The 15,880-nt window shown below is 63.7% G+C and carries 10 protein-coding genes and 2 pseudogenes; 4 read left to right on the forward strand and 8 right to left on the reverse strand.

What is annotated here, in order from left to right:
- Positions 1–134: 134 nt before the first annotated feature.
- A complete protein-coding gene (locus ASF20_RS23465; protein WP_082501380.1) occupies positions 135–2,183 on the reverse strand; it encodes an acyltransferase family protein in 2,049 nt (682 codons plus the stop codon).
- A 457-nt stretch (positions 2,184–2,640) separates the two neighbouring features.
- On the opposite strand from ASF20_RS23465, the pseudogene ASF20_RS23470 reads away from it, so the two are divergent.
- A pseudogene (locus ASF20_RS23470) lies at positions 2,641–3,065 on the forward strand (hypothetical protein); the annotation flags it as partial.
- Positions 3,066–3,288: 223 nt separating this feature from the next.
- Here the strand turns inward: ASF20_RS23470 and ASF20_RS16140 are convergent.
- A complete protein-coding gene (locus ASF20_RS16140; protein ID WP_056219561.1) occupies positions 3,289–4,788 on the reverse strand; it encodes a CoA-acylating methylmalonate-semialdehyde dehydrogenase in 1,500 nt (499 codons plus the stop codon).
- Between the two features lie 32 nt (positions 4,789–4,820).
- Positions 4,821–6,158: an aspartate aminotransferase family protein gene (locus ASF20_RS16145; protein WP_056219564.1), complete on the reverse strand. Its 1,338-nt coding sequence runs from the start codon at positions 6,156–6,158 to the stop codon at positions 4,821–4,823.
- Positions 6,159–6,338: 180 nt separating this feature from the next.
- On the opposite strand from ASF20_RS16145, the gene ASF20_RS16150 reads away from it, so the two are divergent.
- From ASF20_RS16150 to ASF20_RS16160, 3 genes are all read left to right on the forward strand, one after another.
- Positions 6,339–6,887, forward strand: a complete 549-nt coding sequence (locus ASF20_RS16150) for a cupin domain-containing protein (RefSeq protein ID WP_056275762.1) — start codon at positions 6,339–6,341, stop codon at positions 6,885–6,887.
- 101 nt (positions 6,888–6,988) lie between these two features.
- On the forward strand, positions 6,989–7,915 hold the full coding sequence (locus ASF20_RS16155; RefSeq protein WP_056219570.1) for a histone deacetylase family protein: 927 nt from the start codon (positions 6,989–6,991) through the stop codon (positions 7,913–7,915).
- 70 nt (positions 7,916–7,985) lie between these two features.
- Positions 7,986–8,813 carry an endonuclease/exonuclease/phosphatase family protein gene (locus ASF20_RS16160; protein WP_056275766.1) on the forward strand — a complete coding sequence of 276 codons (828 nt, stop codon included), beginning with the start codon at positions 7,986–7,988 and terminating at the stop codon, positions 8,811–8,813.
- Here ASF20_RS16160 and ASF20_RS16165 read toward each other — a convergent pair.
- The 5 genes and pseudogenes from ASF20_RS16165 to ASF20_RS16185 form a co-directional block, all read right to left on the reverse strand.
- On the reverse strand, positions 8,704–10,149 hold the full coding sequence (locus ASF20_RS16165; protein ID WP_056275769.1) for a phospholipase D-like domain-containing protein: 1,446 nt from the start codon (positions 10,147–10,149) through the stop codon (positions 8,704–8,706). The genes ASF20_RS16160 and ASF20_RS16165 overlap by 110 nt on opposite strands.
- Before the next feature lie 689 nt (positions 10,150–10,838).
- Positions 10,839–11,297: pseudogene (locus ASF20_RS16170) on the reverse strand (transposase); the annotation flags it as partial.
- A gap of 61 nt (positions 11,298–11,358) precedes the next feature.
- Entirely contained in the window at positions 11,359–12,705 is a 1,347-nt protein-coding gene (locus ASF20_RS16175) for a UDP-glucose/GDP-mannose dehydrogenase family protein (protein ID WP_056219582.1), read from the reverse strand.
- Between the two features lie 702 nt (positions 12,706–13,407).
- Positions 13,408–14,436, reverse strand: coding sequence for a polysaccharide biosynthesis/export family protein (locus ASF20_RS16180; RefSeq protein ID WP_082501382.1), 1,029 nt, complete (start codon positions 14,434–14,436; stop codon positions 13,408–13,410).
- A 410-nt stretch (positions 14,437–14,846) separates the two neighbouring features.
- Positions 14,847–15,749 (reverse strand): glycosyltransferase, encoded by a 903-nt coding sequence (locus tag ASF20_RS16185; protein ID WP_056275772.1) that lies wholly within the window; start codon positions 15,747–15,749, stop codon positions 14,847–14,849.
- Positions 15,750–15,880: the final 131 nt, after the last annotated feature.

A 15,880-nucleotide genomic window follows, 5' to 3' on the forward strand; every position in this document is an offset into this window, starting at 1 on the left:
CGTGTTCGAGACGGATCAAGATAATTGCATGTCTCGTTGGGCGGCACATCCTTGATCCCCCACCGGATACCGATCGACGGTGGGGCATACGCAGGCGTCGAGCCTTGATCCCGGACAGGTCCGAGTCGAACGAGCTACTGACGATCCTTTAGAAGGTTTGCGAAGAAAGGAGTCAGATAGTCATTTGCATATCCCGTCAGATGATCGCCGTCCGAGACTAACGGCATACCATCCTTCACGGCTAGACATGCCGCATCATGACAAAGCAGGGGGAAGGGGTCCCAGATTTCGATACGCGGGTCGAGGTTTTTCAATTTTGTGTAGATGACAAGGGCTTGTTTTCTTCGTTCCTGTAATTCTGTGTAGGGAACGGATTTTTCCCGGCATCTCGGATTGGCCTGATTGAACCAGTCGAAGCATCGCATCGGCTCATATTTATAGACAGGTTTAGGTGCCTCCAAGACGACTCGTATTCCCTGATCGATGAGAGTCGTTAGGCGCTTGGCTTCATGAGAAATCATAGCGTCACTGTAATTAATTGAATGTATCTCGGCTTCATTGTCAGATGAATCGGACGTCTGATACCGGCGAATGCGAAGGCCGGGGAAGAATATCACATCACCTGATTTTGCACTCAGGGCTATAGCAGTAAGTCCGTTTTCAATGAAAAGCGCGCATGTGGTTTTTGTTTGGCCAATCATTGGCAACCAGGCGCAGCCAGTCCCTGTAAAGATCGTTGCCGTCAGGCCCTCATGTCGGACAATATTCCCGACAAGACGCTGATAAGCCCCAGCGTGCGAGTCGCCAAGAACATAGAGATGCCGAGGATCTGCCCCCTGTTCGCAAGACTGCGGGACAAAATCGTACCGGATCGTTCCGCCCGCAAACGACCGACGGCCTCGCTGCGCTTGGCACCTGCCGCCGTGACCAGGTGTCGACGGCAGCCAAACGTCGCGATCGCCGGTTACGGAGAGGGTCAGACTGGGTCGTGCCGCTGCAAGGATGCCCATGGAGGCCCCGACGACGCCCATTGCTGTAAGCCCAGACAGGATGACATGCCCGTCACACCAAGCGCCGATTCGGCCGCTGACTCGAGCCGGTCTTTCGATCAGACGGTTAGATAAGTCTGCTAGGAGAAAACTCGCGGCGAGCGCGACGAATTTCGGTAGATAGGTCTCTAATCCAATCGTCCACTGCAGGGAAACAATGACGAACCAATGCCAAAGATATATCGAAAAAGAAATTTTGCCAATATACTGAAGTATTTTAATTGAGAAAATACGCGATATGAGGCCGTTCCGATCTAAGTATAGATTGTATAACATGAGTGACGCAGAAATTGCTGGGACAATGGAGTAGGGGAATGGAAAATTGACGGAGTCTATGAATCCATATGCGGCTGCAATCGCGATCAGCCCACACAGGCCGGCCGCGAATACGAGAATTTGAAAAGGGCGACCTGCAGTCGGACGCCCTGAAATTTTCTCCACCAGAATGAACAGGGCGATGCCGGTTGCGAGTTCCCAGAACCGCGAGGGAAGCATGTAGAAAGCAAAAGGACGGCTGACATGTGTGCTCAATACAGCAACGGTCAGAGAGGCAATAATGCAGCCTATCAATCCGGTGGCCAGCCACCAAAATATTCGTGATGAGGCTCTGTAATAATTAAATAAAAAAGCGAAGGTAGGGAAAATGAGGTAGAACTGCTCTTCGATTGCGAGCGACCAGGTATGTAGGAACGGATTTAAATTGGCCTCTGGGGAAAAGTAATCGTCTGCCTTCAGCCAAAGTACGAAGTTGCTCATTCCGAGGGCCGCGGCCGCTGCCGTCAGGTCCGGAACAGTAATTCTGTCCTTTGTCGGAACGAAAAGCACAACGAAAAGCTGCGCCAGCAGAAGGAAGATAAGTGTGGCTGGTAGAATGCGCACGATGCGCCGACGGTAGAAGACGAGAAGGAATTGGCGGAAGCTGCGTGTGTGTTCGCGTCGCGTTGTCATGGCGACAACGAAACCCGAGATTACGAAGAACACATCAACTCCGATGAATCCGCCAGGAAGTATGTTTGAATCCAAGTGATAGAGAACGACCGACAGAACGGATATCGCGCGAAGCCCGTCAATCCCGGTGATGTAGGATTGATGGCCGATCTCTTTATCCGACGTGGTGCATGCAATATTATTCACTTTGAACTCATCGGATCGATGCGATGCGCTTCATCATGAGCCAGTAAGCTAATAAATCTATCAGAATTATGCCTGCTGTCGTGAGGTGTTTAGTCGAGACACGATGTGTAAAGCGTTTCTGACCTTCTCCAAAGGCGCAGGGCTGAATCTGTAGATCCACGGCAAATCACAAATTGCGTAAACGAACTCTCTGCTCATGCCAAGAGCGATCATTGAAGTGATCGCCTGTCGCTTTGATTGCAGATATTGTGCCAAATCTCATAAAACATTTTCCATGAACCTCTGCATTCGCATTCCATAGGACGAAATGGTCGGTAATCTTGGCTGGTGTGCCGATCGCGAAAAGCCCTATTCGGTGTTTGGTCCCGCGGTGTGGTGATACGGTCGAGCGCCATCCTGCGAGGGATGCGCAATGGGTCGGGTTCTTCTTTGAAGTGCCACAACGACGGGGCAGCCCGTGGCGCGATCCCAGTACCGTGAGGAGAGCGTAGGGGTGCTGGCCGGGCGCTCCGGTGTCGGCCCGACGGTGCAGGCGTGGCGCTAACGGGCGAGGACAGTGGATGCCCGGATGGGACCCGAGGAGGCACGCTCCGCGGTGCTCACCGTCGTGGAGGGGGCGATCATCGGCGCCTTTCGGCGTCACAGCGGACGGGCCGAGCGGATGAACCGCACGATCGAGGACGCGACGGTCAAGCGCTCTCACTCGGACAGCCGTGACCAGCGCCGAACGCACCTGCACTGGTTTGGAGGTGCCTATGATCCTGCGCGTAGGCGCACGACCCTGCATGGTCCGACACCCACCGAGTTCATCCTCGACGCCTGTACGAAAGAGCCCATCGCTTCAGGATCGATCCGTCACAGCGCATCCCGGGATCATGCACCAAGGATCCCTGGTTGTGGCGGGGACAGGGTTCCCGGACGCGATGGTCGCTCTGGCCTGACGGGGGACACTGCCCGCACGGTGCTGCGACGGATCGTCGGAACACGCGGTTTTGCCCATCAGCGCGAGATGATCGCGCTGATGGCAGGCTGTTCGTGCCGCGCCGGCACTCGGAAACGAAGATCGGGCGGCCCTGCCAACCGGAGGCGTCACCGGCCGGAGCGCCTACTCCATGGTGGGCATGACGAAGTCGGCGCCGGCGCGGATGCCGGTGGGCCAGCGGGTCGTGATGGTCTTCAGGCGCGTGTAGAAGCGGACGCCCTCGGGGCCGTGCATGTGGTGGTCGCCGAACAGCGAGGCCTTCCAGCCGCCGAAGGAGTGGAACGCCATCGGCACCGGGATCGGCACGTTGATGCCCACCATGCCGACCTCGATCCCGTGGGCGAACTCGCGGGCCGCGTCGCCGTCGCGGGTGAAGATCGCCGTGCCGTTGCCGAACTCGTGCTCGTTGATGAGCTTGGCCGCCGTGGCGTAGTCCGGCGCCCGGGTGATCGCCAGGACGGGCCCGAAGATCTCTTCACGGTAGATCGACATCTCCGGGGTGACCCGGTCGAACAGGGTGCCGCCGAGGAAGTAGCCGCCCTCGTAGCCCTGCAGGCTCAGGCCGCGCCCGTCGACGAGGAGCTCGGCGCCTTCCGCCACGCCCGCATCGATGTAGCCGCTCACCTTGTCGCGGTGCACCTTCGTCACGAGGGGGCCCATCTCCGAGTCCGGGTCCGTGCCCGGCCCGACCTTCAGCGCCCGCACCTTCGGGATGAGCTTGGCCACCAGCGCGTCGGCAGTCTTCTCACCCACGGGCACGGCCACCGAGATCGCCATGCAGCGCTCGCCGGCCGAGCCGTAGGCCGCGCCCATCAGCGCGTCGACCGCCTGGTCCATGTCGGCGTCCGGCATGACGATCATGTGGTTCTTGGCGCCGCCCAGCGCCTGGGCGCGCTTCCCGTTGGCGGTGGCGGTGGCGTAGATATAGCGGGCGATCGGGGTCGAGCCGACGAAGCTCACCGCCGCGATGTCGGGGTGATGCAGGAGGGCGTCGACCGCCTCCTTGTCGCCGTGGACCACGCTGAACACGCCGTCCGGCAGGCCGGCCTCCTTGAGCCAGGCGGCGACCAGCAGCGCGGGCGAGGGATCGCGCTCGGAGGGCTTCAGGACGAAGCAGTTGCCGCAGGCCAGCGCCACCGGAAACATCCACATCGGCACCATAACGGGGAAATTGAACGGCGTGATGCCGGCCACCACGCCCAGCGGCTGGCGCAGGGCATGGCTGTCGACGCGGGTGCCGACGTTCTCGGTGACCTCGCCCTTGAGAAGCTGGGGAATGCCGGTGGCGAACTCCACCACCTCGAGCCCGCGCTGGATCTCGCCCTTGGCGTCGGAGAGCACCTTGCCGTGCTCGGCGGTGATCAGGGCGGCGAGTTCGTCGGTGCGCTCTTCGGCGATGCGCAGGAAGGCGTTGAGGATGCGGGCGCGGCGAAGCGGCGTGGTGTGGGCCCAGGCGTGGGCGACCGCCTTGGCGGCCGCCACCGCCGCGTTGACGTCCGCCGTGTTGGCCAGAGCGACCCGGCCGGTCTCCTCGCCGGTGGCGGGATTGTAGACCGGCGCGGTCCGGGTGCTGGTGCCGGCGACGGTCCGGCCGCCGATGAAGTGGGAGATCGCGGTGGGCATCGAAAATCCTGACGGAGGGGGAGTGGAACGATTCAGGCGGCGCGGGCGATGGCGTCGCCGAGGATCGACGCCATGGTGTCGATCTGGTCGCGCTCGACGATCAGCGGCGGCGACAGGGCGACGATGTCGCCGGTGACCCGGACGAGAAGGCCGCGCTCGAAGCAGTCGACGAAGACGTCGTAGGCTCGCGCCCCGGGGGCTCCGGGCCGGGACGCCAGTTCGATGCCGGCGACGAGGCCGATGGTGCGGATGTCGATGACGTGGCTGGCACCCCGCAGGTCGTGCATGGCGCTGGCCCAATCCTCGGCGAGCTCCGCTCCGCGGGTGAGCAGGCCCTCCTGGGCGTAGATGTCGAGGGTGGCGAGGCCCGCCGCGCAGGCGACCGGATGGCCCGAATAGGTGTAGCCGTGGAACAGCTCGATCACCGCCTCCGGGCCGTGCATCAACGCGTCGTGGACGCGCCGCGCGCAGAAGACCGCGCCCATCGGCAGGGCGCCGTTGGTGAGGCCCTTGGCAGTGGTGACGAGGTCGGGGATCACGCCGAAGTAATCCGTCGCGAAGGGCGTCCCGAGGCGGCCGAAGCCGGTGATGACCTCGTCGAAGATCAGCAGGATGCCGTGCCGGTCGCAGATCGCGCGCAGGCGCTCCAGATAGCCCGTCGGCGGCAGGAGGACGCCGGTGGAGCCGGCCACCGGCTCGACGATACAGGCCGCGATGGTCTCGGCCCCGTGCAGGGCGACGAGGCGTTCGAGGTCGTCGGCGAGCTCCGCCCCGTGCGCGGGCAGGCCCTTCGAGAAGGCGTTGCGCTCGGGATCATGGGTGTGGCGCAGGTGGTCGATGCCCGGCAGCAGCGGAAAGACGCGGCGGTTGTTGACGAGGCCGCCCACGGAGATGCCGCCGAAGCCGACGCCGTGATAACCGCGCTCGCGCCCGATCAGTTTGGTGCGCGTGCCCTGGCCGATGGCGCGCTGGTAGGCCAGCGCGATCTTGAGGGCGGTGTCGACCGATTCGGAACCGGAGCCGGTAAAGAACACCCGGTCGAGCCCGGCCTCCGGGCCGCCCGGCGCGATGGCGGCGAGGCGCTCGGCGAAGTCGAACGCCGCCGGATGGCCCATCTGGAATGAGGGCGCGAAGTCGAGGGTGGTGAGCTGGCGCTCGACCGCCGAGGCGATGCCCTGGCGTCCGTGCCCGGCATTCACGCACCAGAGGCCGGCCGTGCCGTCGAGGACGCTGCGCCCGTCCGTGGCCGTGTAGTGCATGCCCTTGGCCGAGGCGAGCAGGCGGGGCGCCGCCTTGAACTGCCGGTTGGCGGTGAACGGCATCCAGTAGGCATCGAGCCCGGGGGCATTGGCTGCGGGGTGGTGGTCCATGGCAATCTTCAACCCAGAGATGTCGCTGTGCTCGGAAGAAGCGCCGATTGCGACGCCCGGACAAGTCCTTTTCTGCACGCAACGAAGTGCTTGAAAAGGCGGGGGCCGTGCGGGCAATGTCGGTGAATCCTGAACATCCCTAACGGGCGTTCCGCCCCAGGGGCCGACTCACGGGGTTTGATGAGCATCGATCTCGGCGCGCGCCTGCGCTTCGTCCGCACCGCCCATGGCCTGTCGCAGCGGGCGCTCGCCAAGCGCACCGGTGTCCCGAACTCGACGATCTCGTTGATCGAGTCGAACGGTGTGAACCCCTCCGTGGGCGCCCTCAAGCGCATCCTGGACGGCATTCCCATCGGCCTGTCGGAGTTCTTCGCCGTGGAGCCGGAGCGCTCGCGCAAGGCGTTCTACCGGGCCGACGAACTCACCGAGATCGGCCGGGGGCCGATCTCCTACCGGCAGGTCGGCGACAACCTGTTCGGGCGCAACCTGCAGTTGTTGAGGGAGCGCTACGAGCCCGGCGCCGATACCGGCCGGGTGCCTCTGGTCCATGACGGCGAGGAGGGCGGCATCGTCCTGTCCGGCCGCCTGGAGGTGACGGTCGATTCGGAGCGTCGCATCCTCGGACCGGGCGACGCCTATTCCTTCGACAGCCGCCGGCCTCATCGCTTCCGATGCGTCGGTCCCGTCGCCTGCGAGGTGGTCAGCGCCTGCACGCCGCCGACCTTCTGAAGGGGACGTCGTCCGGCGAGCGGCCTGGGGGGAAATCTCCCCACTGGCCGCGGACCTGCGATCTGGTATACCACGGATAGACAGACGCTCGGGAGCGCCGCATGACCATCCTCTTCAGCCACGAGGCCGCCCTCGGGCACCAGACCCCGCATGGGCATCCGGAGCGGCCGGAGCGCATGCAGGCGGTCAAGGATGCCCTCGCGACGGAGGCCTTCGCGGCCCTCGACCGCCGGGCGCCGGAACCCGCGAGCCTGGAGACCGTGGCGCTGGCCCATCCCGAGGAATGGGTCCGGGCCATGGTGGCGGCTGCCCCCGCCGAGGGACTGGTCCACGTCGATTCCGATACCGTGCTGTCGCCCGGCACCATCGAATGCGTCCTGCGCGGGGTCGGGGCGGCGGTCCAGGGGGTCGACGCGGTGATGACGGGCCAGGCTCGCACGGCGTTCTCGGCCATGCGCCCACCGGGCCACCACGCCGAGCGCACCCGCGCCATGGGGTTCTGCCTGTTCAACAATGCGGCGGTCGCGGCCCGCCATGCCAAGGCCGCCTACGGGGCGGAGCGGGTGGCCATCGTCGACTGGGACGTGCACCACGGCAACGGAACCCAGGACATCTTCTGGGCCGACCCCGCGGTGCTGTTCTGCTCCACCCACCAGATGCCGCTCTATCCGGGCACCGGCGCGGTCTCGGAGGCCGGCGACCACGACACCATCGTCAACGCCCCCCTGAAGCCCGGCGCCGACGGCGAGCGCTTTCGCGAGGCGTTCACCGCGCGCATCCTGCCGCGCCTCGTGGATTTCCGGCCCGACCTGATCATCATCTCGGCGGGCTTCGATGCCCATTGGCGCGATCCCCTGGCCAACTTGATGCTGGAGGCGGAGGACTTCGCCTGGGCCACGCGCCAGGTGATGGAGATCGCGGGGCAGACCTGCGACGGGCGCATCGTTTCCCTTCTGGAGGGCGGCTACGATCTGAAGGGCCTCGCCGAATCCACGGCGGCGCACGTGGCCGCGCTCATGGAGTCGTGAGGCGCAAAAGCCCATGACCGCGTCCCGGCCCGGGCTTTCCGCCGGGCGTGCCTGACCCACCTATGTGCCGATGCTGAACGATCGCCGCCTCGCGCGCCTGACCGCCCGTGCCCTCCAGACCTCCCACGGGCGCCCGGGCCAAGACCGCCCCGGGCTCCGCAAGATCGTCAGCTGGAACCTCCTGCGGCGGGTCGGCGCGAATGTCGCCGGAATCGCGACGCTGATCGAGCGCGAGCAGCCCGACCTCGTGCTGATGCAGGAGGCGACCAAGGATATCGAGGCCCTGCAGGCCAAGGTCGGCGGCCACTACGCCTGGGCTCAGATGCCCGGGCGCATCCACGGCCTCGCGGTCTGGAGCCCGACGCCCTTCGCCACCCCCCCGAAGGCCATCGAGCTTCCCGCCGGCGCGATGTTCGACCGGGTGAGCCAGGTGATCGATCTCGGTGAATTCGGCGTCGCCAACGTCCACCTCTCGCACGGGCAGATGCTCAACCGGCGGCAGTTGCGCTGCATCGAGCAGAGCCTGCCGGACCGGGCCGCCGTCATCGGCGACTACAACCTGGTGGGGCCGACACTCCTGCCGGGGTTCCGCGACGTCGGCCCGCGCCTGCCGACCCACGCCATGGCGCGGGTGGTGCCTCTGCGGCTCGACCGCTGCCTCGTGCGCGGATTGACCTGCCACGGGCGCAGCGTGCTGCCGCGCGGCGCCTCGGATCACCGGCCGATCATCGTGCACCTGGCTCCCACCCACGAGATCATCCTGAAGGACACCGCGGAGCCGGAGCGCATCAAAGGTATGGCAGGAGTAATCGGACGCCTGCGTCGCGCAGCCGGACGGGGAGACCGCGCCGGGACAGGTGCTCGCGCGTCAGCCGGACGCTCATCTTCTCCTGCATGAACGCGTCGAGGTGTCGGGCGAGCCCGGAATCATAGACCTCGACGTTCAGCTCGAAATTCAGGCGGAAGCTGCGGGTATCCCAGTTGGCGCTGCCGATGAAGCACCAGGCATCGTCGATCACGAGGAGCTTGGCATGGTCGAAGGGCGGGTCGTCGAGCCAGATCCGGACGTCGCTGCGCAGGAGCGGGTCCACATGCGCCCGGGTCGCCCAGTCGACCACCGCGTGGTCGCTGGCCATGGGAATGATGACGTCCACCGTCAGGCCGCGCAGGGCCGCCAGCGACAGGGCGCTCACCAGCACCTCGCTCGGCAGGAAGTAGGGCGTCATCAGGCGGATGCTGGTCCGGGCGCAGGTGATCGCCTCGAGCACCACGAGTTCGATCTTGCGCAGGTCCGCGTCCGGCCCCGAACTGACGACCCGGGCCTGCGTCTCGCCCCGCGCGGCGAGGGGCGGAAACCAAGCGGGGCCGTCCAGCTCCTGGTCCATCACGAAGGCCCAGTCGCTGGCGAAGGCCGCCGTGAGTTGGGTCACGACCGGCCCCTCGATCCGGAAATGGACGTCGCGCACCGGTTCCGGCGGATGGGTCGCCACCCGGTTCTCGTCGGCGATGTTGATCCCGCCCGTGAAAGCGAGGGTTCCGTCGAGGATGAGCAGCTTCTTGTGGGTGCGCAGGTTCAGGAACGGCATCCGCCAGGGCAGGACCGAGTGCATGAACCGGCCGACCGGCACGCCCCGCCGCCGCAGGCCGCCATAGACCGCGGCGAAGAAGTAGCCGCTGCCGATGCCGTCCACCAGAACCCGGACGGCGACGCCCCGGTGATGGGCATCCTCCAGCGCGTCGAGGAAGGCTCGGCCGATCTCATCCTTGCGGAAGATGTAGCTCGACAGGGCGACGGAGTGCCGGGCCTCGCGAATGGCGGCTAGCATCGCCGGATAGACCGCATCGCCGTTGCGCAGCGGCATAATCCGGTTGCCCGCTTCCAGCGGAAGGCTGGTGATGCGCCGGACTGCCTGATCGAGGGGCTGGAACCGCTCCGGCAGAACGGGAGGCGGCGCCGGGCCACCCGCGCGCCGCGGGCTCGCTTGAGAGGGCTTGATGCCGAGCTTCTGCGCCCGTCGGGTGACCCGATTGACCCCGAGCAGGGCATAGAGCACGCTGCCGAAGAGGGGGGCCAGCCAGACCAGGCCGATCCAGCCGATGGCCGCCCCGACCTCCCGCTTGCGCAGGAGGACATGGATGCTGACAAGGCCCGAGAGGGTGGCACCGAGGACCCAGAAGACCTCGGTCCGGATCGACGTCAGGGCGCCGATCCATGAGAGCAATGCCTGTTCCAACGCCGCTCCCGCTTCGCGATACCCTGGCGGCATACGCCAAGGTCGGTCGGAGCACCAAGGGCGGGCCGTCGATTCCTGGGACCGGCCTTGCGCGGGGGGGCGCAACGTCCCGCCGGACGGTGAGCGACCAAGCCCGTAAACGCCAAGGGCCCACCCGAGGCCACTTCTGTAAGCCGGACCGTCTTGAGGGGAATGCGTCCGGATTTGATCTCGGTGACGGCGGATCCGCCACGCAAATCGTGGTTCCGATCCGATGCAGCTGACAGAAAAGCTAAGCCGATATTTCTGAGGATGGAATGGACATATCCCATTTGCCGAGGAGCGGGACGGCGCCTCCGAAATGCAGTTCGGACGCGCCGAAGAGACCGAACTCCTGACGCGTTGCCAGGACGTCCGGTTGCCGGCAGCTTGAACTGCCGACGTGCCGGGCGTCGACCATCGCAGCGCCGGTGAACACGCGGACGGGGTACTAACTTCGGCGACCAAGAGCTGACCGTGCCCCTGTTTGCCCTATTCATAAGGAAGTCCGTTCGTTCTGGTCCCGTCGGGACCGCCTTGCGAACGCGTTCGGGGTGAGGCCGCCGAGGCTGGTGGGGGGCAGCAGGCTCCCGAACAGATGCGCGTTCAGGAACTCGTGGAGACGACGTCGGAGCGCTGGCGCGAGTTCGGCTCCTGTGGCAGGGCGGCCGGCGCCGGTAGCCGAAGCGACGACGCCGACCAGCCTGCCTGCCTGCGCAGGTGTGCCCGCGTGATCCCATCGTCGCCGCGGACCGAGGCGTGGCAGTACGCCTTCGGCTCAAGGCCAATCAGCCCGCAGGCGCGACGCTGCGAATAGCCCTTCTCGTCGCTGGGCCCAGCTCACGGCTGTTCTGCGTGCGCTGAGCCTCAGAAGGTTTTTCCAAAGCCTCGCGCAGCGTCGCACCATGGCGCATCGCTTCGGTCAGGACCTTCCCGAGCTCGCGAGTCACCTCGTCGAGCGTCTTCGGGCGACGCGGATGCGCAACCTCCATACTGCCGTCGCGCGAGCGCCATGCATAGAACGTCGCGTCGTTGATGCCGGGGCGGCGGCAGATCTCCGCCACCGGCAGCACGGCCGTCCGCGCCTTCAGGATGCGGAGGATCGTCTCTTCGCTGGGCCGGCTCCTCATTGTTGTCCGTCTCCGCGTTGAGGGACCCTCGCTTCCTGGAGCGCTGACAAGGAAACCCTGCTCAGGTCGACTTGAGGTCGAGGAACGGTGTTTCGGCCCCGCCACTGATTTGGCCGATGCCCGAGTAACGAAATCCGTGCCGCTCCACCTCTGCCGCCCTGTAGACGTTGCGAAGGTCGACGAGGACTGGGCTCGTCATCGTGGCCCGAAGGCGCTTGAAATCCAGGGCACGGAAAGCATTCCACTCGGTGACGATCACCAGCGCGTCGGCACCCTCTGCACAGGCATAGGCGTCCTCCGCATAGGTGACGTCCGAGAGGACGAGGCGGGCCTGCTCGATGCCCTCCGGATCGTAGGCGACGATCTTGGCACCGCCATCCTGCAGACCCGTGATGATCGAGAGCGAGGGGGCATCCCGCATATCGTCGGTGTTGGGCTTGAAGGTCAGTCCAAGGACCGCGATGGTTTTACCGCGCACCGAGCCATCGCAGGCTGTCACGACCTTTCGGGCCATCGCGCGCTTGCGCTGGTCGTTGACCGAGACCACCGTTTCGACGAGTCGCACGGGCGTGCCCGAATCCTGCGCCGTCTTGACCAGCGCCAACGTATCTTTGGGGAAACACGATCCCCCGTAGCCGGGACCGGCATGGAGGAACTTCGCGCCGATGCGATTGTCGAGGCCGATCCCGCGCGCGACCTCCTGAACGTTCGCACCGACCTGCTCACAGAGGTCGGCGATCTCGTTGATGAAGGTGATCTTGGTCGCGAGAAAGGCGTTCGCAGCGTATTTCGTCAGTTCGGCCGTCCGACGTCCGGTGAACAGGATCGGAGCTTGGTTCAGGTAGAGGGGCCGGTAGACGTCCTGCATCACCTGCGTCGCGCGCGCGTCCTCGGTGCCGATGACGATTCTGTCGGGACGCTTGAAGTCCTCAATGGCAGCCCCCTCACGGAGGAATTCCGGGTTCGACACCACCGCAAACTCGGCGTCCGGGCGTACCTCACGAATGATCCGCTCGACCTCGTCGCCGGTGCCGACCGGGACCGTCGACTTGGTGACCACCACGGTGAACCCGGTCAGGGATTGGGCGATCTCGCGTGCGGCCGCGAAGACATAGGACAGATCGGCAAATCCATCGCCGCGGCGCGAGGGCGTACCAACCGCGATGAAGACCGCATCGGCACCGGCCACCGCCGATGCCACCTCGGTGGTGAAACGAAGACGATTTTGCCGAACGTTCTCAGCGACCAGGGCATCGAGACCTGGTTCATAGATCGGTATTCTGCCCGCGTTCAGAGCTTCGATCTTCGAGGGATCCTTGTCGACGCAGACGATCTGGTGACCGAAATCAGCAAAGCACGTCCCAGAGACAAGGCCCACATAGCCTGAACCGATCATCGTAATGCGCATTGGATCTCGCGTCCCTCATCGGTGGTGAACATGTATCGCGTGCGTCCGCTGATTAACAGTAAGCGGTCCCTGTAAACAAGGAAACAGGAATTATATGTCAAATATAAGAGTTTTGTGCAATCGGCAGATGTGTTCGGAATCTCGATGAGATCGATGCCGTTCCAGTCTTGGATTAAGTCAAACCGCTCAGCGCCTTGGCATAGCTGAGATAAGACATGCTCGTCGCCGCGATTGCCGGCTCGGCATCTCTCACAGATTACATTTCTCTCATTATTTTGCGTAACTGCCTAATGCCGCATACATTCGCGACCTCGAAATCGGAGGACAAGTTTACGGATATTTTCAAGGCGTCCAATAGAAGACGCCAGCATCCGATGTCGTCAGCGCGCGCGGAGTTAAATCAAGATCGTTGGCGGCCGATAACGTCGGCCGAGATCGCACAAGCCTCGGGGGCGCTGCGATTTCTTGCTGTCAGATCTGGTCGGACCTTTACTAATTTTTTAGCCAAATGAGAACGCGCGAAAGGGCTGCGCCAGGGATGAACGTGATCGGCTTGTCGATCGGGCTGCCGGTCCTGGTTCGGTGATCTCTGGATCGGTCCGCATCAGCACCAAGACCCCTCGATTGCCCGGTCACATGTCGGCGCGATAGCTCGCCAGTTCTATCTCGCAGTGGCCCATCCAGCCTGAGGGCGAAGAGAATTTACCGTAGCGTACCCAAATTGTAGCGCGCAACGTTCGACTCATTCACCGTTGCGACGCCCGTCCTCAGAACATTGAGAACCTTCGTGAACTCGACGGCATCGGCATTCGCTACGTAGAGAACGTCCTTGTCGCGGACAAGGAACTTCCGCAGCGTAAAAAAGCCGTCTTCCGCACGGAGGTCGAAGCGATAAATCACAGGGATCCGATCTTCCGCCCATGCTGAGAGATCGATGCCCAGGCTGGAAGCAACTTTCCGAGACTCCAGGCGATAAATGAATACCATTTGCGGATTCGCCCGTTCGTCAAGCAAGCCACCGGATCGACCCAAGGCTTCTGACGCAGTGGTCACCTCGGCTTCGAAATTGTACTTGCCGTTGAGTCCGGTCGCTCCCAGCACGACGAACGACCGGTTTTCGGTGTAGACGTAGACCACATCCCCGGGCTGAACGTAGACGTTGTTGGTCGGATCATTCACCAGCTTGTTGAAGTAGACGGTCCGCTTGCGCGGTCCACGCTGAAGGGTAACGAAGCTCTGATAGCCCGTTCCCTTCGGCCCGCCTGCACGAGCGATGACATCCAGCACGCGTTCGCCAGAGGGATTAACCGGAAGGCGGGCGGGAAGATTCACCTCTCCCAAAACACTGACCAGCGTTGCTTTCTGATCCTTCAGTGAGACGACAGCTTGCGGCTCGATCGCACGGTTGCGCAAGCGCTGCTCGATTTCTGCCTGAACCTCCGGAGCGCGTCGCCCGGCCGCTGGGATCAGACCCGCGTAGGGAACCGAAATGGTACCGCGACGGTCGACCTGCTGATCCGGCAATGCAACGAAGTTGCCGGCTCGGGCGCCGGCCTCGGTCGGAATGAACAGCCCGCCTGCCGATGCCTCGAAGATGGTGACACCGACCGTATCGCCGATGCCGAGGCGGATCTCCGTCGCGCCGCCGCGCGAAGTGAAGGAACCCAGTGTGCCTTCGCCGCTGGCGTCACTCGCCGCGAGCGTCGCAACCGCGGGCGTCGCATCAATCATCGCATGCGGGAGCAGGTCCTGCGGATTGGTTGGAATCGTCGCGTCGCCAGTTATTTTGGGACCAGACGTCGGAAACGACTCCGTGCACCCGGCGAGGAGCGCTGCCAGACCTACCGTCCTGAAAAGGACCCCCAGCTTGCGACCTGATAGCACTACGTCGTTTACCTTCTATGACGCTCAGAGCGACGATTGGTTACGATTGGAATTGTGGTGAGGTCGAGTCGAATCCAACTGATCGATCGACATTAGATGGATTCGTGGCCGTCAGGGCACACCTCAATTTCGGCAGCCAGTGTAACAATCGTGGCGCGCGGTCCGTACAAGTTCAGGAAAGAAACATGATTGGAAAAGTTTAACGGCTCATGATTTAAAGCTGACCTTTGCAGGCGCGCGGCGGAGACTGTCCACAGTCAGGGGTGCTTGGAGGGGCGCGGAGCCAGGAAGATCGCGTGAGCCCAGAATAGACGCAGCAACCGTAGCCGCACGAGAATGCCCATTGCGGCAAGCCGATCGGCGAACCGGCTCAACTGACGCGTCCGTAAGATCTCAATGAGATGCACGCCGGTTGACAACAGAACGACCCAACTCCGGCCGATCCATCGGAGGCGTCCGAAGGGTTTGACCTTCGTCAGTGCGAAGGCCTCTGCGTTCAGCCGGCGCCACTTCCGCTCGAGTTCGCTCCAGTCACGCCGTGCGGGATGGCCGACCACGGCCTCCCTCGCGAAACCCAAGGTCAATCCTTTCGACCCGGCGCGATGGCACCACTCGACGTCCTCGGAGACGTCATTGCGGAACGGGCCGACCTCATCGAAGATGCGCCGGCTGACGAAGAGAGCGGCCGTTACCGAAAAGCGCTTCTTCTTGATGTAGCTTTCGTTGTGAAAGGCGAAGACGAGTTCGAAGGCTTCGCTGGGCGTTGGGTTGTTCACGTCCTCGACGTCCACCCGGATGGCGCCGCCGGCAATATCGAAGGTCGAGAGCGTCGCTATTCCCTTCTCGAGGAAGGCCGCGTCTGGTCTGCAGTCGCTGTCGATAAACGCAAGAACCTCGCCGTTTGAGGCAGCGACGCCGACGTTCCGTGTCGCTCCCGCGCCCTTTTCGCGCGAAAGAACCACACGACCCCGTTGCCCCACCACCGCCTCTACGGCGTCGAGGCCAACCGGTGACATGTTGTCCGCGACCACGATCTCGAAGGTATCACGCCCGATCGTCTGGGCTTCGAGTTGCGTGAGGCACCGATCGAGATTCGAGAGGTCCTGATAGTGCGGGATAATGACCGAAATTCGGACTGGCCCGGAGCCGGTATGTCCCATGTCGGCTCCCAAATTTCCTGACTGTTTCATGCTCGGCGCCACTTCACCCATGGTAGGCGGCGCTGTGCACGACGGAGGATTCTCCGAGTTCGACGAGGCGCTTGAGGTCGGCGCGGTTCATCACGCTGCCC

Source organism: Methylobacterium sp. Leaf88 (assembly GCF_001422795.1).
GTDB lineage: Bacteria > Pseudomonadota > Alphaproteobacteria > Rhizobiales > Beijerinckiaceae > Methylobacterium.